We start from the raw sequence: 19,680 nt of genomic DNA, 5'->3' as shown, positions 1-19,680 counted from the left end.
TCCTTTTAGAGCTCCGGCTCTTGGGCACAACAGCCCAAGAGCCGGAGCTTTTTTGCGTTGGGGTAAGGTCGTGGAGCATCATTGGTTCGTTTCTTCCAGGAGGCCCCCGCGTGGAGGTCCAGGAGACCCGCGTGCAGACTGACCGGGTCCTCACCATTCCGAACATCCTCAGCATGGCGCGCCTCGCCGGCGTGCCCCTGTTCCTGTGGTTGATCCTCCGGCCCGAGTTCGGCGGCCCGCAAAGTGACGGCTGGGCCCTCTTGGTGCTGGCCCTCAGCGGAGTCAGTGACTACCTGGACGGGAAGCTCGCGCGGCGCTGGAACCAGATCAGCAGCCTCGGTAGGCTCCTGGACCCCGCGGCCGACCGGCTGTACATTCTGTCGACTCTGGTGGGCCTCACTTGGCGGGAGATCCTTCCGCTCTGGCTGACCCTCGTCCTGCTCGCCCGCGAAGCGGTGCTCCTGGTGATGGTGGGAATCCTCCGCCGCCACGGCTACCCGCCGCCCCAGGTGAACTTCCTGGGGAAGGCCGCCACGTTCAACCTCATGTACGCCTTCCCCCTGCTTCTGCTCAGTGACGGCAGCGGGTGGATCGCGTCACTCGCTGCGATTTTCGGATGGGCGTTCGCCGGGTGGGGTACAACCCTGTATTGGTGGGCAGGTGTTCTCTATGTGGTTCAGGTCCGCCGCTTGGTCCGTGCGGACACCTTGACCGACTGAACTCGCCCCTTGCGCGGCCGCCGTGGCCAAATGGCCCGCGCTGCAGAAGTGCGGCACGCTGGACGGGAGAAAGTGGGTCAACCTTCATCTCTTAGAGGAGGACGCTTCCGACATGAAGGCCGTCGTGATGGCCGGAGGCGAAGGCACGCGCCTTCGCCCGATGACCTCGAGCATGCCCAAGCCGCTCCTGCCGGTGGCCAACCGACCGATCATGGAGCACGTTCTGAGGCTGCTCAAAAGGCATGGGCTCAACGAGACCGTCGTCACCGTGCAGTTCCTGGCCTCCCTGGTCAAGAACTACTTCGGTGACGGCGAGGAGCTCGGAATGGAGCTCACCTATGCCAATGAGGAGAAGCCACTCGGTACCGCCGGAAGCGTCAAGAACGCCGAGGAGGCGTTGAAGGACGATGCCTTCCTCGTTATTTCCGGTGACGCTCTGACCGACTTCGACCTCACCGACCTGATCAACTTCCATAAGGAAAAGGGTGCGCTCGTCACCGTGTGTCTGACACGCGTGCCCAACCCGTTGGAATTCGGCATCACCATCGTCGACGAAGAGGGCAAGGTCGAGCGCTTCCTCGAGAAGCCGACCTGGGGCCAGGTCTTCTCGGACACCGTGAACACCGGTATCTACGTCATGGAGCCCGAGGTCTTCGACTACGTCGACCCCGATGTGCCCGTCGACTGGTCGGGCGACGTCTTCCCGCAGCTGATGAAGGAAGGCAAGCCCGTCTACGGCTATGTCGCCGAAGGCTACTGGGAGGACGTCGGCACCCACGAGAGTTACGTCAAGGCCCAGGCCGACGTCCTCGAGGGCAAGGTCGACGTCGACATCGACGGCTTCGAGATCTCTCCCGGTGTATGGGTGGCGGAAGGTGCCGAGGTGCACCCCGACGCCGTGCTGCGCGGACCGCTCTACATCGGCGACTACGCCAAGGTCGAAGCCGGCGCCGAGATCCGTGAGCACACGGTCGTGGGGTCCAACGTCGTCGTCAAGAGCGGCGCCTTCCTGCACAAGGCCGTCGTCCACGACAACGTGTACGTCGGGCCGCACAGCAATCTGCGGGGCTGCGTGGTCGGCAAGAACACCGACATCATGCGTGCCGCGCGGATCGAGGACGGTGCGGTCATCGGCGACGAGTGCCTGGTCGGTGAAGAATCGATCGTCCAGGGCAATGTGCGGGTGTACCCGTTCAAGACGGTCGAGGCCGGTGCCTTCGTCAACACCTCGGTCATCTGGGAGTCGCGGGGGCAGGCCCATCTCTTCGGTGCCCGCGGGGTGTCCGGCATCCTCAACGTGGAGATCACGCCGGAGCTGGCCGTGCGGCTGGCCGGCGCCTATGCGACCACGCTGAAGAAGGGCTCCACCGTCACTACGGCCCGTGACCACTCCCGCGGCGCGCGTGCGCTGAAGCGGGCGGTGATCTCCGCGTTGCAGGCCAGCGCCATCGACGTACGCGACCTGGAGAACGTACCGCTGCCCGTGGCGCGGCAGCAGACCGCGCGCGGCAGCGCCGGCGGGATCATGATCCGCACCACGCCCGGGGTGCCGGACTCCGTGGACATCATGTTCTTCGACGGGCAGGGCGCCGACCTCTCGCAGGGCAGCCAGCGGAAGCTGGACCGGGTGTTCGCGCGGCAGGAGTACCGGCGCGCTTTCCCCGGCGAGATCGGGGACCTGCACTTCCCCTCCAGTGTCTTCGACTCGTACACCGGATCACTGCTGCGGAACGTCGACACCACCGGGATCGCCGAATCCGGGCTCAAGGTGGTCGTGGACGCCTCCAACGGAAGCTCCGGGCTCGTCCTGCCCAGCCTGCTCGGCAAGCTCGGCGTCGACTCGCTGACCATCAATCCCGGTCTCGACGAGTCCAGGCCGACCGAATCGGAGGACATGCGGCGATCGGGGCTGGTGCGGCTCGGGGAGATCGTGGCGTCGTCGCGGGCCGCGTTCGGTGTGCGGTTCGACCCGGTCGGTGAGCGGCTCTCGCTCGTCGACGAGAAGGGCCGCATCATCGAGGACGACCGGGCCCTGCTGGTCATGCTCGACCTCATCGCCGCCGAGCGGCGCAGCGGCCGGGTCGCGCTGCCGGTGACGACCACCAGGATCGCCGAGCAGGTGGCGGCGTACCACGGCACCCAGGTCGAGTGGACGACGACCTCGCCGGACGACCTCACGCGGGTCGGCGGTGAGGAAGGCACGATCTTCGGCGGTGACGGCAAGGGCGGCTTCATCGTCCCGGAGTTCAGCAGCGTCTACGACGGCACGGCGGCGTTCGTACGACTCATCGGCCTGGTGGCGCGGACGCAGCTCACGCTCAGCCAGATCGACGCGCGGATTCCGCGGGCGCACGTCCTCAAGCGCGACCTGGCCACCCCGTGGGCCGTCAAGGGGCTGGTGATGCGGCGGGTCGTCGAGGCGGCCGGAGACCGCTTCGTGGACACCACCGACGGCGTGCGCGTGGTGGAGGCCGACGGACGCTGGGTGATGGTGCTGCCCGACCCGGCCGAAGCCGTCACCCATCTGTGGGCCGAGGGCCCCGACGACGCCTCCGCGCAGGCGCTGCTCGACGAATGGTCCACGGTGGTGGACAGCGCGGGCCGGTAGAACGCTCCGCACGCGTGCGTGCCGGACAAGTGTCCCCAAAGGGGCCTGTCCGGCACGCCGGTGGGGCCGTTCGGAGGTAGTGGCCGTGGCGTGCGACGATGTGCGGCATGCCGCACCAACCCCCCGTTCGGAGCACAACCACGCGGCCCGCGCGCCCGGACGCGTCCATGTCGTTGCTCACCAACGTGATGGACCACAGTCTCGACGACGGATACGCCGAGGCCGCCGCGCGGAAGAAGGCCGAGGGCGCCGGTGGCATGCCCCGCACACTCCGCGCCAAGCTCGCCCTGGCGGCAGGGCTGGTGCTCGCCGCCCTGGTGGTCACGGTCGGAGCGGCGCAGGCACGCGTCGCGGCCCCCGTCGTCGCCAAGGAGCGGGAGGAGCTGATCGACCGCATCGAGGAGGAGACCTCGGCGGCCGACGAGCTCGAGGAGAACGTCGACGAGCTGCGCGACGAGGTGAGCGCGCGGCAGCGTGAGGCGCTGGAGGAGAGCGGCGACGGCGAGCGGGCCGACCTGGTGGGCGTCCTGGCCGGTGCGGTCGAAGTGCACGGCCCCGGTGTGAAGCTCGTGGTGAACGACGCCGAGGACGCCGGGACCGGCGCCGACGGCCGGCCGCGCGGTACCTCCGGGTTCTCCGACACCGGCCGGGTGCGGGACCGGGACATGCAGCGCGTGGTCAACGGGCTGTGGGAGTCGGGGGCCGAGGCGATCTCCATCAACGGGCAGCGGCTGACCGCACTGTCGGCGATCCGCGCCGCGGGGGACGCGATACTGGTCGACAACAGACCGCTCGTGCCGCCGTACACGGTGCTCGCGGTGGGGGACGGGAAGCAGCTCAGCAGCAGGTTCCAGGACAGTGCGGACGGGTTGTACCTGCACGCCCTCCAGGAGAGCTACGGCATCCGGACCGCCCTCTCCGTGGAGGGCGAGCTCCGGCTCCCGGCCGCACCGAGCGTGATCGTACGTACAGCACAACCGATATCCGGGAAGGGCACATCGTGATCGCCGTACTGGGCCTCGTCGTGGGAGTCGTGGCCGGCCTCTTGGTCCGGCCCGAGGTGCCGGCGGCCGTCGAACCCTATCTGCCGATCGCCGTCGTGGCGGCGCTCGACGCCGTCTTCGGTGGACTGCGGGCCATGCTCGACGGCATCTTCGACGACAAGGTCTTCGTGGTGTCGTTCCTGTCGAACGTGGTCGTGGCCGCACTGATCGTGTTCCTCGGCGACAAGTTGGGTGTGGGCGCCCAGCTGTCCACCGGTGTCGTGGTCGTCCTCGGCATCCGCATCTTCTCCAACGCCGCGGCGATCCGCCGGCACGTGTTCCGGGCGTGAGGCCGATGAGCGACCACGACGAGCAGCCCGTGCACAGGCTGCGCAGGGAACTGCCCGAGGAGGTGCCGGCCGCCGCCCCGCCCGTCGGGGGCGCCCCGCAGGAGGAGGGCGGGGCGCAGCCGCGGCCCGGACTCACCGGCCGGCAGCGGCTGGTGAAGGGGCTGTGGCCGCCACGCGTCACCCGGGCCCAACTGATCGTCGCGCTGTTGCTGTTCGGTCTGGGATTCGGCCTCGCGGTCCAGGTCGCGTCGAACAGCGACAGCGACAGTGCGCTGCGCGGCGCCCGACAGGAGGATCTCGTGCGCATCCTCGATGAACTGGATGACCGGACTCAGCGTCTTGAAGACGAGAAGCAAGGTCTCGAGAAGCAGCGTGACGAGCTGGAGAACAGCTCGGACCAGGCCGAGGAGGCCCGCAAGCAGACGCTGGAGAAGGAGCGGCAACTCGGCATCCTGGCGGGCACGGTGGCCGCGCAGGGGCCCGGCATCACGGTGACCGTCGAGGACACGAAGGGGGCGGTCGAGGCGGACATGCTGCTCGACGCGGTCCAGGAGCTGCGCGCGGCGGGGGCGGAGGCGATCCAGGTGAACGGGGTCCGGGTCGTCGCGAGCACCTACCTCACCGACGCCGACAAGAGTGTGAGCGTCGACGGGAACAAGATCAACGCGCCCTATCGTTTCCAGGTCATCGGCAAGCCGCAGGACCTCGAACCGGCGCTCAACATCCCTGGAGGCGTGGTGCAGACTCTGGAGAAGGAACAGGCCACCGTTACTGTTGAGCGGTCGAGCAAGATCGTCGTGGACGCCTTGCGAGCGACGAAGCGGCCTGACTACGCTCGGTCGTCCTCCCAGTGAACCGGCGGTGCATGGGGGGTGTGCGGCGAGGGCATGAGGTTGCGGGGGGTCGGCGCACCGTTTGGGTGGTGCGTGGTGGAAACTGTCTGGTGGAAACGGACGTTGTGAAGGTGTCCGGGTCGGCCAGTACGGTCAGTCAGGGTTCGTCCTGCCCCACGGGCGGGTCTGTTTCGGTCAAGGGGAATCGCCCGTGAAGTTGTTTGCGAAATTGTTCGGCAAGAGCGCGCGAGAGGGCAGCGACAACGCGACCGCCCGCCATCGCGCACAGCCTGACGCAGAGGGTCCGCGTCCGATGTTCCGGGACCAGGTGGCTGGTCCGGGTGGTGGCATTCCCGGTGGTCAGGGCGCGTCGTCTGTTGACCCTGCGCAGTCCGGCGACATAGGTTTCGGCCAACCGTCAACCTCAGGTGCGGGTGGAGGGTTCTCCTCCGGCCCGTACACGTCGAATGCCCCGGCGGGGCAGCCGCGGCAGGAGGATCCGTCCATGTCCGCCCTGGTCTGCACGAGGTGCGGTAACCGCAACGCGGAGAGCAGCCGTTTCTGTTCCAACTGCGGCGCCCCGCTGCGCCCCGGGGCGGTTCCGGAGCGCGCGTCCGAGACCACCTCGACGATCTCCATCTCCGGCCTGGAGGCGTACGACGCCGAGATGACCGGTCAGACGGCGGTGCCGGCGCTCTCTCCCGAGGCGCAGGCGGCCGTGGACGCGCTGCCCCTGGGCTCGGCGCTCCTGGTCGTGCGGCGTGGTCCGAACTCCGGCAGCCGCTTCCTGCTGGACGGGGAGCTGACCACGGCCGGGCGTCACCCGCAGAGCGACATCTTCCTGGACGACGTGACGGTCTCGCGCCGGCACGTGGAGTTCCGTCGCGGTCCGGACGGCTCGTTCACGGTGGCCGACGTCGGCAGCCTGAACGGCACGTACGTCAACCGCGAGCGGATCGACCAGGTCGCGCTGTCGAACGGCGACGAGGTGCAGATCGGCAAGTACCGGCTGGTCTTCTACGCGAGCCAGCGGGGCTACTGACCGTCCCCGGACTTGTTCCGGGGGAGTCCCAGGGAAGGTCCATGCTTCGAACACCGAGCGGCGGTGCCGTGTCCGGCACCGCCGCCACGGACAGCGGGCTGATGAGCATCGGCTCGGTACTGAACACGCTGCGCGACGAGTTTCCCGACATCACCATCTCCAAGATCCGCTTCCTGGAGTCGGAGGGTCTGGTCGAGCCGCGGCGTACCCCTGCGGGGTACCGCAAGTTCAGTGCGGACGACGTCGAGCGCCTCGGCCACGTCCTGCGCATGCAGAGGGACCACTACCTGCCGCTCAAGGTGATCCGCGAGCATCTGGACGCCATGGAGCGCGGTGAGGCGGTGCGGCTGCCGGCCCTGGGCCGGCAGCGGAGCGGGGAAGCCGTGCCGGAGCCCGACGAGGGGCCCACGGCGGCCCGGATCGGACGGGACGAGCTGCTCGCCGCCGCCGGTATCGGGGAGCAGGAGCTGACGGAGTGGGAGTCGTACGGGCTCGTCGCTCCACTGGCCGACGGCGCGTACGACGCCGAGGCGGTCACCGTGGCCTCGCTCGTGGTTCAGCTGGGCCGGTTCGGGATCGAGCCACGGCACCTGCGGCTGATGAAGGCCGCCGCCGACCGGGAGGCCGGGCTGGTGGACCAGGTGGTGGCCCCGCTCAGGCGGCACCGCAACCCGCAGACCAGGGCGCATGCCGAGGCCCGCACCAGGGAGCTGGCCGGGCTGGCGGTGAAACTGCACGCTGCGCTGGTGCAGACTGCCCTCGGGGTGCGGCTGTCCTGAAACGGAGCGTCGCCGGGCACCCGGATCGCCCACCTGTTCCCGGCCCGACTACCCAAACGTCCCGGGCACGGCCTAGGGTTGCTGTGTGAACGAGCTCGATGTCGTAGGTGTCCGGGTCGAAATGCCCTCCAACCAACCGATCGTGCTGCTGCGCGAAGTGGGAGGCGACCGCTACCTCCCCATCTGGATCGGACCGGGGGAGGCGACGGCGATCGCCTTCGCCCAGCAGGGCATGGCTCCCGCGCGGCCGCTGACCCACGACCTGTTCAAGGACGTGCTGGAGGCCGTCGGCCAGGAGCTCACGGAAGTACGCATCACGGACCTGCGTGAGGGGGTCTTCTACGCCGAGCTGGTCTTCGCCAGCGGTGTCGAGGTGAGTGCCCGGCCGTCCGACGCCATAGCGCTCGCGCTGCGCACAGGAACGCCGATCTACGGCAGCGACACGGTGCTCGACGACGCGGGCATCGCCATTCCGGACGAGCAGGAGGACGAGGTGGAGAAGTTCCGCGAGTTCCTCGACCAGATCTCGCCGGAGGACTTCGGGACCAGCAACCAGTAGTCACGCACACGGGTCGGCAACGGCACGACAGCGTCGTACGGCCCCTCCCGGGCACATTCGGCTACCCGTTCCCCGTGACGGGGCACGCGAAACCACCCTTAGGGTGATTATCACCCGGCGTGCCGAGTGTGGCGATCGTTGACGCACCCTTGGTGACTGCCTACCGTCGAGGAGGCAGGTCAAGGACGGAGGTCGGCGTGAGAATGAGCGGCGACGGTACGGCTGGGGGTGGCCCCGGGCGCGGCCTCGGGGTGGGTGGCTCGTACTCTTCCCCGAGCCCTCGGTTCCGCTCGAGCGGGGGGTATCCCCAGCACGGCAGCGCGGCCGATCACGCTCCGCAGCGGCCGGCGGCCGTGCCGAGCAGCGGAGGGGCGACGTCCATGGCGTCCGAGCAGATCGGCTACCGCGGGCCGACGGCCTGCGCCGCCGCAGGCATCACCTACCGGCAGCTCGACTACTGGGCCCGTACGGGTCTGGTCGAGCCCAGCGTGCGGCCCGCCCACGGGTCCGGCACCCAGCGTCTCTACAGCTTCCGCGACGTCGTCGTGCTGAAGATCGTCAAGCGGTTCCTCGACACCGGGGTGTCGCTGCAGAACATCCGCACCACCGTGCAGCACCTCAGGGAACGCGGCTTCCGCGACCTGGAGCGCACGACGCTGATGAGCGACGGCGCCACGGTCTACGAATGCACCTCGCCCGACGAGGTCCACGCCCTGCTCCAGGGCGGTCAGGGCGTCTTCGGGATCGCCGTCGGCGTGGTGTGGCGGGACGTGGAGAGCGCGTTGTCCCAGCTGCACGGGGAGCGGATCGACACGGGGGAGACCCTGATCGGGCCCAACCCGGCGGACGAACTGGCGCGGCGCCGCAACCGGGCGGTCTGAGCACCGCGGCGGGCGGGGCGTTGTCAGTGGCGTAGGGCAGCATCGGAGACGTGAGAACCGCGCCCACGATCCTGCACCTCGACATGGACGCCTTCTTCGCCTCGGTGGAGCAGGCGTCCAAGCCGAGTCTGCGCGGGAAGGCCGTCGTCGTCGGCGGGCTCGGCCCGCGGGGAGTGGTCGCCACGGCCTCCTACGAGGCGCGGGTCTTCGGCGTCCGCTCGGCGATGCCCATGGGCCAGGCCCGGCGGCTCGCGCCCAACGCCGCCTATCTCGTCCCGCGCTTCGAGCTGTACCGGTCGATCAGCGGGCAGGTGATGCGGCTGCTGCGGGCACTGTCGCCGTTGGTCGAGCCGCTGAGCCTGGACGAGGCGTTCGTGGACCTGGAGGCCGGTGGTGCGGCCCGGGACGCGGCGTCGGCGCGGTCGGTCGGGGCGAAGCTGCGCGCGGACATCCGGGCCGTCACCGGCCTCACCGGTTCGGTCGGTCTGGCCGCCTCCAAGATGCTCGCCAAGATCGCCTCGGAGGAGGCCAAGCCGAACGGGCTGGTGCTCATCGAGCCCGGGACCGAGCGGTCCATGCTCGGTCCGAAGTCCGTCCGGATCCTCCCCGGGGTGGGACCGGCGACGGGCGACCATCTGCGGAGGGCCGGGATCACGACGGTCGGGGAGCTCGCCGAGGCGGGCGAGGACGAGCTGGTACGACTGCTCGGCAAGGCCCACGGGCACGCCCTGTACGCGATGGCGCTGGCGCGTGACGACCGTCCCGTGGTGTCCGAGCGGGAGACCAAGTCGGTGTCGGTCGAGGACACGTACGACGTGGACATCCACGACCGCGTGCGGGTCGGTGTGGAGGTGGCGCGGCTCGCCGACCGGTGCGTGCGGCGGCTGCGCACGTCCGGGCTGTCCGGCCGGACCATCGTGCTCAAGGTACGGCGGTACGACTTCTCCACGCTGACGCGCTCGGAGACCCTGCGCGGGCCCACGGACGACCCGGCGGTGGTGCGGGAGGCGGCGGCCCGGCTGCTGGACTCGGTGGACACCACGGGCGGTGTGCGACTGCTCGGGGTCGGCGTCAGCGGGCTCGCCGACTACACGCAGGAGGACCTGTTCGCGCAGGCGGCGGGGGAACGGGCCGAGGAGTTCTTGAAGGAGCCGGACGGCGAACCCGCCGAGGAGCACCGGCAGGCGCCGGCCGAGCGCCGATGGCCCTCGGGGCACGACGTACGGCACGCGGAGCTCGGGCACGGGTGGGTGCAGGGCAGCGGCCTGGGACGGGTCACGGTGCGCTTCGAGACGCCGTACTCCGGGCCCGGCCGGGTGCGGACCTTCTCCGTCGACGATCCGCAGCTGGCACCGGCCGAGCCGCTGCCGCTGGTCGTGTCCGCGCAGCGAGGCCCCGGGGAAGACGGGGTGACGGCCTCCACCGGAAGGGAAGCCGCGGCCATGACGCCGGACGCCGAGGTCCCCGCACCTCCTCCGGCCGCCGAGGCCGCCGGCCACGGGGTCGCGGGGGCGACCCCGTGAGCCGCCTGCCGCGAGCAGGGCCTCAGCTCTCCTCGTTGCCCGTGCCCGCCAGCTTGCCGAAGTCGTGGTCCGGGAGCGGGGGAGCGGCTGCCACGTCGAGACCGTAGTGGTGGTAGAGCTGGAGCTCCTGTTCCGGCGAGAGGTGGCGGCCGACGCCGAAGTCGGGAGCCTCCTTGATCAGGGTCCGGTCGAAGGGCACGCGCAGGGCACCGTCGACCAGCTCGCTGGGCTCCAGGGGCACGAAGGCGTCCCTGCTGAACAGTCCGGTGCGTATGGCCGCCCACTCGGGGACGCCGGTGGCGTCGTCGAGGTAGACCTCGTCGACGGTACCGATCCTGGCCCCGTTGCGGTCGAACGCCTTGCGGCCTATCAGACTGCGCGGATCGATGTCGGTACGCACGGGCCCTCCACTTGGTCGCACTCCGGTCGCAAACCATCCGGCGAATCAGCCGCCAGTACTACGAAAAGGCACATCGGGGAGAGCGGCCACTCGAAGGTGCGCTCAGTCACTCGAAGACCTGTGCGTCCGCCTCGCTGGTAGGCTGGCAAACGGCTGCTGACCCCGTGCGGGAGAGTCCTCCAGGCATCATCGGAGGCGCCGAAGGAGCAAATCCTCCCCGGAATCTCTCAGGCACACGTACCGCACGGACGAGGTCACTCTGGAAAGCAGGGCGGGGGCCGACGGCTTCCGCTCTCACCGACGGTGAAAGCCGGCAACCCTCGGGCGGCCCGGTGAAGCTCTCAGGTCGAGATGACAGAGGGGGAGGCCGTCCGGGCACCCGCGCCGTGGTGCCCCTCGAAGGTCGTCAGACCAGGAGGCCTCCGCAATGACCGCCCCTCGCACTCCGCTTTCCGAGCTCGAACAGGCAGCACCCTTCGAGCAGCGCCACATCGGCCCCGACCACGAGGCCCGGGCCAAGATGCTCGCGCAGGTCGGCTACGGCTCGCTCGACGAGCTGACGGCCGCCGCGGTACCGGATGTGATCAAGAACGCCGACGCCCTCGACCTGCCGGGCGCCCGTTCCGAGGCCGAGGTACTGGCCGAGCTGCGCTCGCTGGCCGACCGCAACCAGGTCCTCGACTCCATGATCGGCCTGGGCTACTACGGCACCTTCACCCCGCCGGTCATCCTGCGCAACGTCATGGAGAACCCGGCCTGGTACACCGCGTACACGCCGTACCAGCCGGAGATCTCCCAGGGCCGCCTGGAGGCCCTGCTGAACTTCCAGACCATGGTCGCCGACCTCACCGGCCTGCCGACCTCCGGCGCCTCGTTGCTCGACGAGGGCACCGCCGCCGCCGAGGCGATGGCCCTGTCCCGGCGCATGGGCAAGAACAAGAAGGGCCTCTTCCTCGTCGACGCGGACGCCCTGCCGCAGACCATCGCCGTGATCCGGACCCGCGCCGAGCCGACCGGCGTCGAGGTCGTCGTCGCCGATCTGAGCGCCGGCATCCCGGCCGAGGTCGCCGAGCGGGAGATCAACGGCGTCCTGATCCAGTACCCGGGCGCCTCCGGGGCCGTCCGCGACATCAAGCCGGTCATCGACCGGGCGCACGAACTCGGCGCGCTCGTCACCGTCGCCGCCGACCTGCTCGCCCTCACGCTGCTCACCTCGCCCGGCGAGCTGGGCGCGGACATCGCGGTGGGCACCACCCAGCGCTTCGGTGTGCCGATGGGCTTCGGCGGGCCGCACGCCGGCTACATGGCCGTGCACGAGAAGTTCGCGCGCAGCCTGCCCGGCCGCCTCGTGGGCGTCTCCGTCGACGCCGACGGCAACAAGGCCTACCGCCTCGCCCTGCAGACCCGTGAGCAGCACATCCGCCGTGAGAAGGCGACCAGCAACATCTGCACCGCGCAGGTGCTGCTCGCCGTCATGGCCGGCATGTACGCCGTGTACCACGGACCGGACGGGCTGCGGGCCATCGCGCGCCGCACCCACCGGTACGCCTCGGTCACCGCCGCGGGCCTCGCGGCCGGCGGCGTCGAGATCGTGCACGGCGCCTACTTCGACACGGTCACCGCGCGGGTGCCGGGCCGGGCCGGCGAGATCGTGCACGCCGCCCGTGAGAACGGCATCAACCTGCGCCTCGTCGACGCCGACCACGTGTCGTTCGCCTGCGACGAGACCACCACGCGCGCCCAGGTCGGTGGCGTGTGGAACGCGTTCGGCGTCGAGGGCGACGTCGAGGCGCTGGACGCGAGCGCCGAGGACGCGCTGCCCGAGGCGCTGCTGCGCACCGACGACTTCCTGACCCACCCGGTCTTCCACGCGCACCGCTCCGAGACCGCGATGCTGCGCTACCTGCGCCGTCTCGCCGACCGCGACTACGCACTGGACCGCGGCATGATCCCGCTGGGCTCCTGCACCATGAAGCTCAACGCGACCACCGAGATGGAGCCGGTCACCTGGCCCGAGTTCGGCGCGCTGCACCCCTTCGCGCCCGCCGAGCAGGCGCAGGGCTACCTCACCCTCATCCGGGAGCTGGAGGAGCGGCTCGCCGAGGTCACCGGGTACGACAAGGTGTCGCTCCAGCCGAACGCCGGGTCGCAGGGCGAGTTCGCCGGTCTGCTCGCCGTCCGCGGCTACCACCGCGCCAACGGCGACGACCAGCGCACCGTCTGCCTCATCCCGTCCTCCGCGCACGGCACCAACGCCGCCAGCGCCGTGATGGCCGGCATGAAGGTCGTCGTCGTCAAGACCGCCGAGGACGGCGAGGTCGACGTCGAGGACCTGCGCGCCAAGATCGAGAAGCACCGCGACGAGCTGGCCGTGCTGATGATCACGTACCCCTCGACGCACGGCGTGTTCGAGGAGCACGTCGCCGACATCTGCGCCCGGGTGCACGACGCCGGCGGCCAGGTCTACGTGGACGGCGCCAACCTCAACGCCCTGGTCGGTCTCGCCAAGCCCGGCCACTTCGGCGGCGACGTCTCCCACCTGAACCTGCACAAGACCTTCTGCATCCCGCACGGCGGCGGCGGCCCCGGCGTGGGCCCGGTGGCCGTGCGGTCGCACCTGGCGCCGTACCTGCCCAACCACCCGCTGCAGCCCGCGGCCGGTCCGCAGACCGGTGTCGGACCGATCTCGGCGGCGCCGTGGGGCTCGGCCGGCATCCTGCCGATCTCCTGGTCGTACGTCCGGCTGATGGGCGGCGAGGGGCTCAAGCGCGCCACCCAGGTGGCCGTGCTGTCCGCCAACTACATCGCCAAGCGCCTGGAGCCGCACTTCCCGGTGCTGTACACCGGCCCGGCCGGGCTGGTCGCGCACGAGTGCATCATCGACCTGCGCCCGCTGACCAAGGCGACCGGCGTGAGCGTGGACGACGTCGCCAAGCGGCTGATCGACTACGGCTTCCACGCGCCGACGATGTCCTTCCCGGTGGCCGGCACGCTGATGATCGAGCCGACCGAGTCCGAGGACCTGGCCGAGCTGGACCGGTTCTGCGACGCGTTGATCGCCATCCGCGCGGAGATCGACAAGGTCGGCTCCGGCACCTGGCCCGCGGACGACAACCCGCTGCGGGGCGCCCCGCACACCGCCGGTGCCCTGGGCGGGGACTGGGACCACGCCTACACGCGCGAGGAGGCCGTGTTCCCGGCCGGAGTGTCGGTGGCCGACAAGTACTGGCCGCCGGTGCGCCGTATCGACCAGGCCTTCGGCGACCGGAACCTCGTGTGCTCCTGCCCGCCGCTGGACGCCTACGAGGGCTGATCGGGCCGCGGTGAAGGCCCCGTCCCCGTCCGGGGCGGGGCCTTCACCCCTGTCACGTCGTGGCGAGCGCGATCTCGGTCGACTTGATCAGGGCGACGACGTCGGAACCCACGAAGAGGCCCAGCTCCTCGGCCGCCTCCTTCGTGATCACGGCGGTGAGTTCGGCGTCGCCCACGGTGACGCGGACGGCCGCCATCGCCTCGCCGAGCGTGATCCGGGTGACCGCGCCGGGCAGCCGGTTGCGGATCGACAGGCCGTCGGTCCGGCCGGTGGCCAGGGAGACCTCCGTCGACTTCACCAGGGCACGGACGGCCGATCCGGCGCTCAGGCCGAGGTCGTCGGCGGCCTCCCGGGTGATGGCCGCGGTGAGGTCCTGGCCGCCGGTCAGGCGGACTCTCACCGTCGCCATGGCCTCGCCGGGTGTGACGGCGGTGACGGTGCCGGGGAGCTGGTTACGGATGCTCAGGCTCATGGGGGCACCGTAGCCCGGTGACGCCGTCATGCCGGGTATGCGTGGGTCTGCGCCGCCTTGACCGTCGCCCATACCGGTGCGCCCGGGTGGAGGCCGAGCTCGGCCGCGGCGACCGTGGTGAGGTCGGCGGCGAGGGTGAGTTCGCCGGTCAGGTCCACGCGGATCTGGTCGCCGTGGGTCTCCAGGCCCGCGACCTCGCACCGCCACAGGTTGCGCGCGCTGGAGCCGGCGGGACGCTCCCCGTACAGGGTCACGGCGCTCGGCGGGAACGCCACGAAGACCGGCCCGGACAGGTCCTCCGTGGTGGTGATGGCCGGGCCGCCGTCGAGCCGGACGGTGTGGGCGTCGGCCAGACCGCGATAGAGGTTCAGGCCGACCAGTTGCGCGATGTAGTCGGTGCGGGGCCGGCGGGCGATGTCGGCGGGGCCGCCCTCCTGGACGACCGTGCCGTGCTCGACGACCACCAGGCGGTCGGCCAGCACCATGGCGTCCAGCGGATCATGGGTGACCAGGACCGCGACGGCCTCGAAGTCGGCCAGGTGACGGCGGAGCTGGGCGCGTACCTCGAGCCGCGTCCGGGCGTCCAGCGCGGCGAGCGGCTCGTCCAGGAGCAGCAGCCGGGGGTTGGTCGCCAGGGCACGGGCGAGGGCGACGCGCTGTGCCTGGCCACCGGAGAGGCGGCGCGGCTTGGCGCCCGCGTGGCCGGCCAGGCCCATCCGGTCCAGCCACGTGGCGGCCAGGGCCCGGGCCTCGGCCTTGGCCGCGCCCCGGCAGCGCGGGCCGAAGGCCACGTTGTCGAGCGCGGTCAGGTGCGGGAAGAGCAGGTAGTCCTGGAAGACGACGCCGACCGGGCGGGACTCGGGCGGCGTACCGTCCAGGGCGACGCCGTCGAGCCGCAGATGACCGCCGGTGAGCGGGAGCAGGCCGGCCAGGGCACGCAGCGCGGTGGTCTTGCCGGCGCCGTTGGGTCCGAGCAGGGCGACGACCTCGCCGGGCGCGGCGGCCAGCGACACGTCCAGGCGGAAGGCCCCGCGGTCCACCACGAGCCGGGCGTCGAGGCCGTCGCCGGGCACGGTGGCGGCGGCGGTGGGTTCCGGTCGGTTCATGCCGCCCTCATCCATCGGTCCCGCAGACCGGCCAGTACGGCGATGGAGACGGCCAGCAGCACCAGGCTGAGGGCGATCGCCGCCGCCGGATCGTTCTGCAGCGCGAGGTAGACCGCGAGCGGCATGGTCTGGGTCCGCCCGGGGAAATTGCCCGCGAACGTGATCGTCGCCCCGAACTCGCCCAGCGCCCGGGCCCACGCGAGGACGGAGCCCGCCGCGACGCCCGGGGCGATCAGCGGCAGCGTGACCCGGCGGAACGCGGTGAAGCGGGAGGCGCCCAGGGTCGTGGCGGCCTCCTCGTACCGCGGGTCGGCGGCCCGCAGGGTGCCCTCCACGCTGATCACCAGGAAGGGCATCGCCACGAACGTCTCCGCGAGGACGACGCCCGTCGTGGTGAACGGCAGCGTGATCCCGAACCACGCGTCCAGCCACTGCCCGATCACCCCGTTGCGGCCGAACGCCAGCAGCAGCGCCACACCGCCGACCACCGGGGGCAGCACCAGCGGCAGCGTCACCAGCGCGCGCACGAGGCCGCGGCCGGGGAAGTCCGTGCGGGCCAGCAGCCAGGCCAGCGGGACACCGATCAGCAGGCTCAGCACGGTCGCCGAGGTGGCGCACACCAGCGACAGCCGCAGGGCCTGCCACACCTCGACGCTGGTCAGCTGAGCGGGCAGGCTGCGCCAGGGGGCCCGCACCAGCAGGGCGACCAGCGGAAGCAGCAGGAACGCCAGGCCGACCAGGGCGGGCACCAGCAGGGGCACCGGCACGGTGCGGTTGCCCCCGCGGGAGCGTCCGCGGCGCGGCCCGCCCTCCACGGTGTCCGCCCCGGGCTCCGCGGACCCGGTCGCCGTCGGCCTCGTCATGGCGTGCGGAACCCGGCCTCGGTGAGCACCCTCTGTCCCTCGGCGGACTTCACCAGCGCGATGAAGGCCTTGCCCGCGTCCGCGTTGGGCGCCTGCTTCAGCAGGGCGATCGGGTAGTCGTTGACGGCCTCGGCCGACTCGGGGAAGTCCACGCCCTCCACCTTGTCACCGGCCGCCTTCACGTCGGTCTTGTAGACGACGGCGGCGTCGGCCTCCTTCAGCTCGACCTTCGTCAGGGCGCTCTTGACGTCCTGCTCGTAGGAGGCGGGGGTGAGCTGCAGGCCGCCCGCCTTCAGGGCCTTCTGCGCGGCGGCGCCGCACGGCACGGTCCTGTCGCACAGCACGACCTTCAGACCGGAGCGGGTGAGGTCCTTCAGGGAGGAGATCCCGTCCGGGTTGCCGGGCAGCGTGGCGATCTCCAGCTGGTTGCGGACGAAGGTCGTCGGGGTGCCGGCCGCATCCCCGGCGTCGGTCACCGTGGCCATCGTCCTGGGGCCGGCGGAGGCGAACACGTCCGCGGGCGCGCCGCTGGTGATGCTGGCGGCCAGGGTGTCGCTGCCGCCGAAGTTGAAGGTGACCCGGGCGTCCGGGTGCTCCTTCTCGAACGCCTTCCCGAGCGCGGTGAAGCTCTCCTCGAGCGAGGCGGCGGCGAACACGGTGACGGTGCCGGAGACCTTCGCGGACGAGGACGAGGAGGAACCGGCCGCGCCGGAGCCGGAGTCCGAGCCGGACGACGACGAGCAGGCGCTCAGGACCAGCAGTGCGGCGACTCCCGCGCCGGTCACCGGCACGGTCCGGCGGATGCCGCGGGTCCTGCGTGCGGAACGGGTCGTCACGGGCCACTCCCTCTGTCGCGGGTGGGGGGTCGGCGGGCCCGGCGGACGGGCGCACGTCGGACTCCCGATGCGCCGATCATACTTCCGCATCTGCGAGGGGTGAGTCTGCTGTTTCATCGCATGAGCGAGCCCATGCGATCGAAAGGCTTGCATGTGCGTTCTTACGGGTGCCGGGGCCGGATGGCAGGTGCCTCACCCGGGACGGGTCACGTCCTGTCGATATGGACATTCGTCGACTTCACGCGGGCGGTGGCCTCCATCCCGACCTCCAGACCGAGTTCCTCGACCGCCTCGCGGGTCAGCAGGGAGACGAGCCGGTGGGGGCCCGCCTGGATCTCGACCTGGGCCGCGACGTCGCCGAGCTTGACCGCGGTCACGATCCCGGGGAAGGCGTTGCGGGCCGACGTGTACGGAGTGCCGTCGTCGGCGGCGCCCGACCGGGCCAGGTCGACCGAGAACGCGGCCAGGTCCCTCCCGTCGACGAGCCGCCGTCCGCCCTCGTCGCGGTGTGTGGTGATCCGGCCCGCGTCCGCCCAGCGGCGGGCGGTGTCCGGGCTGACGCCGAGCAGCCGCGCCGCCTGGCCGATCGTGTAGGACTGCATGCCGGCCACGATAGGCGGAGGCGCGGGGAGTGGTGCGCGTAGGGGCCCGCCGCGCTGCGGGTGTTCGCGATCGCGGCTCCGGACGCAGCCGACCCGGCGGCGCCGGCGCGGTCGTGTGCGGCATCGGCCCCGCCCTCGCCTGCCGGCGACTCGTGCTCCGGCGCGGCCTGGAGGGAGCCGGTGCACGTCGTGACCGGGGGGCACCCGGCGGGAGGCGGGTGCCGGTACGCGTCGGGCCGGTCCACGGGATGTCCGCGGGCCGGCCCGCATGCCGGGCGGTGCGGCGCCGCACCGCCCGGAGGTGCTCAGGCGGCGGTCATCAGCCCGGCGCCGAGCGGGCGGTGCGGGGCGATGACCCTGCCGTCCGGCAGCAGCTCACCGGTGTCCTCGAAGAGGACGACGCCGTTGCACAGCAGGCTCCACCCCTGCTCCGGGTGGTGTGCCACGAGACGGGCGGATTCCCGGTCGGCGGAGTCGGCTGGAGGACACGGTGGCTGGTGCTGGCACATGAGTGGGGTCTCTCGGTCCGTCGTGATGGGTGAGTGCGCTGTCTTGTCTGTTGCGCGGCGTGAAACGTCGTCCATGGCCGCCCCCCGTGGCGATAGGTCGATCCGAACCCAGTGTTGCCCCGCGGGCGTCGATCCGCAGGTATTTCGCAGCACCGCTTCTCATGGAGGGGAGACGCGTCACCCACCCGGGCGGTTCAGCGCAACTGCACTGTCACTTCGGGTGGTTCGCCATGGCCGGCCGGGACTAGTCCGCCCGGACCGCCGCCCGGACCGCCGCCCGGGCGGACGAGCGGTCAGGCGGGGGAGCGCAGCAGTCGCGTCGGTGTCACCCGGTGGGTCAGGAGCGGGAGCAGTTCGGTCAACCGGTGCGGCCGGTGGGCCGCGATGCCGGGCGGTGCCGGCGCGAGCGGCACCAGCAGGTCGGTGTCGGCGGGGCACCCCTCGGCCGGGTCCGCGGCCGGGTCGCCGTGCAGCCACAGCGTGAGCATGTAGAGGCCGGGGACCGACAGCAGACGCGGCTGGTAGGGCTGCGGCAGCGTCTCCGCCTGGCGGAGCGCTCTTTCGGTCGAGGCGAGGTAGGGGCCCTCGAAGAAGCGGGAGAAGGCCCACCCGCCCGGGGTCGGCATGGTCTCCGCCGCCGCCACCACCCGGTCGCCGCTGCGGACCAGGAACCGCCAGCCGGTCAGCCGGGTGGCCGTCACCCCCTCGGTGGAGACGCTGTCCAGGACGTGCACGGGCAACGGCAGTTCGGGGGTGACGGGCCCCTGGGCGCCGAGCAGGGACGGGGTCCGGGCCTCACGGACCGCGGTGGGGGACGACAGGGCGGTCAGGACGGAGCGCAGGGCGGGCGCGGGAGCCGGGGGGACATGCAGGGGCATGGTGGGTCGCCTCTCATTCGAAGGCACGGTGGCGCGAGGGCGGTGCGTGACGGGGCGGACGACGCTGTCAGCTCACGAGCTGGAGAGGCAGGAACCGGGGTCCGGAACCGAGAAGTGGGATGAGGCCTGCCGGCGTGGGCCAGGCGGCAGGATCCTTCGACCGTGGACGCCGGTCTTCTGCCTTGTCCGCGAAGTTTATACGACATGTGTTCAGGCTGTGTTTCAGCTAGCCGTTCGCGGCAAGCAGTACAAGAACACATTCGGTCGTTGATATGCGGGATTCCTCCGTATTTCGCACCCGGAGCAAGGCGGTGACCTCGAGAAATGCCCACCGGACGGTCGGCCAATTGTCATCGGCGTTTTTTACTAGACGCCGTGCCCCGAAACTGCGGGATGCGCCATGCCCGGTGAATGTGCCACCGGA

19 protein-coding genes and 1 riboswitch are annotated in these 19,680 nt (G+C 71.1%); of the genes, 11 read left to right on the top strand and 8 right to left on the bottom strand.

Going from position 1 to position 19,680, the window contains the following annotated elements:
* Window positions 1–110: 110 nt before the first annotated feature.
* The 10 genes from JHAT_RS27520 (at window position 111) to JHAT_RS27475 (ending at window position 10,277) form a co-directional block, all read left to right on the top strand.
* Window positions 111–719 (top strand): CDP-alcohol phosphatidyltransferase family protein, encoded by a 609-nt coding sequence (locus JHAT_RS27520; protein ID WP_077800976.1) that lies wholly within the window; start codon window positions 111–113, stop codon window positions 717–719.
* 112 nt (window positions 720–831) lie between these two features.
* Complete coding sequence (locus tag JHAT_RS27515; RefSeq protein ID WP_077800975.1) at window positions 832–3,327, top strand: mannose-1-phosphate guanyltransferase; 2,496 nt, start codon at window positions 832–834, stop codon at window positions 3,325–3,327.
* 98 nt (window positions 3,328–3,425) lie between these two features.
* Window positions 3,426–4,331 carry a DUF881 domain-containing protein gene (locus JHAT_RS27510; RefSeq protein ID WP_077800974.1) on the top strand — a complete coding sequence of 302 codons (906 nt, stop codon included), beginning with the start codon at window positions 3,426–3,428 and terminating at the stop codon, window positions 4,329–4,331.
* A complete protein-coding gene (locus JHAT_RS27505) occupies window positions 4,328–4,660 on the top strand; it encodes a small basic family protein (RefSeq protein WP_003977440.1) in 333 nt (110 codons plus the stop codon). Before JHAT_RS27510 ends, JHAT_RS27505 begins: the two co-directional genes overlap by 4 nt.
* Before the next feature lie 5 nt (window positions 4,661–4,665).
* Window positions 4,666–5,514 (top strand): DUF881 domain-containing protein, encoded by an 849-nt coding sequence (locus JHAT_RS27500; protein ID WP_077800973.1) that lies wholly within the window; start codon window positions 4,666–4,668, stop codon window positions 5,512–5,514.
* A 61-nt stretch (window positions 5,515–5,575) separates the two neighbouring features.
* Window positions 5,576–6,535, top strand: a complete 960-nt coding sequence (locus tag JHAT_RS27495) for an FHA domain-containing protein (protein ID WP_171991080.1) — start codon at window positions 5,576–5,578, stop codon at window positions 6,533–6,535.
* A 41-nt stretch (window positions 6,536–6,576) separates the two neighbouring features.
* Window positions 6,577–7,314 carry a MerR family transcriptional regulator gene (locus JHAT_RS27490; protein ID WP_077800971.1) on the top strand — a complete coding sequence of 246 codons (738 nt, stop codon included), beginning with the start codon at window positions 6,577–6,579 and terminating at the stop codon, window positions 7,312–7,314.
* Window positions 7,315–7,399: 85 nt separating this feature from the next.
* Window positions 7,400–7,873 (top strand): bifunctional nuclease family protein, encoded by a 474-nt coding sequence (locus tag JHAT_RS27485; RefSeq protein ID WP_004934251.1) that lies wholly within the window; start codon window positions 7,400–7,402, stop codon window positions 7,871–7,873.
* 197 nt (window positions 7,874–8,070) lie between these two features.
* A complete protein-coding gene (locus tag JHAT_RS27480; protein ID WP_171991079.1) occupies window positions 8,071–8,754 on the top strand; it encodes a MerR family transcriptional regulator in 684 nt (227 codons plus the stop codon).
* A gap of 50 nt (window positions 8,755–8,804) precedes the next feature.
* Window positions 8,805–10,277: a DNA polymerase IV gene (locus JHAT_RS27475; RefSeq protein WP_077800969.1), complete on the top strand. Its 1,473-nt coding sequence runs from the start codon at window positions 8,805–8,807 to the stop codon at window positions 10,275–10,277.
* 22 nt (window positions 10,278–10,299) lie between these two features.
* On the opposite strand, the gene JHAT_RS27470 is transcribed toward JHAT_RS27475, so the two are convergent.
* Entirely contained in the window at window positions 10,300–10,677 is a 378-nt protein-coding gene (locus JHAT_RS27470) for a PRC-barrel domain-containing protein (protein WP_171991078.1), read from the bottom strand.
* A gap of 157 nt (window positions 10,678–10,834) precedes the next feature.
* Window positions 10,835–10,930, top strand: a riboswitch (glycine riboswitch).
* 174 nt (window positions 10,931–11,104) lie between these two features.
* Between JHAT_RS27470 and gcvP the strand changes: the two genes are divergently transcribed.
* Window positions 11,105–13,990, top strand: a complete 2,886-nt coding sequence (gene gcvP, locus JHAT_RS27465; RefSeq protein WP_077800967.1) for an aminomethyl-transferring glycine dehydrogenase — start codon at window positions 11,105–11,107, stop codon at window positions 13,988–13,990.
* 52 nt (window positions 13,991–14,042) lie between these two features.
* Here gcvP and JHAT_RS27460 read toward each other — a convergent pair whose 3' ends face one another.
* The 7 genes from JHAT_RS27460 to JHAT_RS27430 form a co-directional block, all read right to left on the bottom strand.
* Window positions 14,043–14,462, bottom strand: a complete 420-nt coding sequence (locus JHAT_RS27460) for a molybdopterin-binding protein (RefSeq protein WP_077800966.1) — start codon at window positions 14,460–14,462, stop codon at window positions 14,043–14,045.
* A gap of 26 nt (window positions 14,463–14,488) precedes the next feature.
* Window positions 14,489–15,568, bottom strand: coding sequence for an ABC transporter ATP-binding protein (locus JHAT_RS27455; RefSeq protein ID WP_107482033.1), 1,080 nt, complete (start codon window positions 15,566–15,568; stop codon window positions 14,489–14,491).
* Window positions 15,565–16,431 (bottom strand): molybdate ABC transporter permease subunit, encoded by an 867-nt coding sequence (gene modB, locus JHAT_RS27450; protein WP_077800964.1) that lies wholly within the window; start codon window positions 16,429–16,431, stop codon window positions 15,565–15,567. The genes JHAT_RS27455 and modB overlap by 4 nt, the downstream gene beginning before the upstream one ends.
* Window positions 16,428–17,267 (bottom strand): molybdate ABC transporter substrate-binding protein, encoded by an 840-nt coding sequence (gene modA, locus JHAT_RS27445; RefSeq protein ID WP_107482032.1) that lies wholly within the window; start codon window positions 17,265–17,267, stop codon window positions 16,428–16,430. Before modA ends, modB begins: the two co-directional genes overlap by 4 nt.
* 206 nt (window positions 17,268–17,473) lie before the next feature.
* A complete protein-coding gene (locus JHAT_RS27440) occupies window positions 17,474–17,869 on the bottom strand; it encodes a molybdopterin-binding protein (RefSeq protein ID WP_077800962.1) in 396 nt (131 codons plus the stop codon).
* 305 nt (window positions 17,870–18,174) lie between these two features.
* Window positions 18,175–18,378, bottom strand: a complete 204-nt coding sequence (locus tag JHAT_RS27435) for a DUF5999 family protein (RefSeq protein WP_077800961.1) — start codon at window positions 18,376–18,378, stop codon at window positions 18,175–18,177.
* A gap of 293 nt (window positions 18,379–18,671) precedes the next feature.
* Window positions 18,672–19,256 carry a hypothetical protein gene (locus JHAT_RS27430; protein ID WP_171991077.1) on the bottom strand — a complete coding sequence of 195 codons (585 nt, stop codon included), beginning with the start codon at window positions 19,254–19,256 and terminating at the stop codon, window positions 18,672–18,674.
* Window positions 19,257–19,680: the final 424 nt, after the last annotated feature.

It is taken from the genome of Streptomyces sp. JHA26 (genome assembly GCF_002005565.1).
GTDB lineage: Bacteria > Actinomycetota > Actinomycetes > Streptomycetales > Streptomycetaceae > Streptomyces.
Note: the sequence above shows the minus strand (reverse complement) of the source record. Positions and strands in the feature narration are given on the sequence as shown.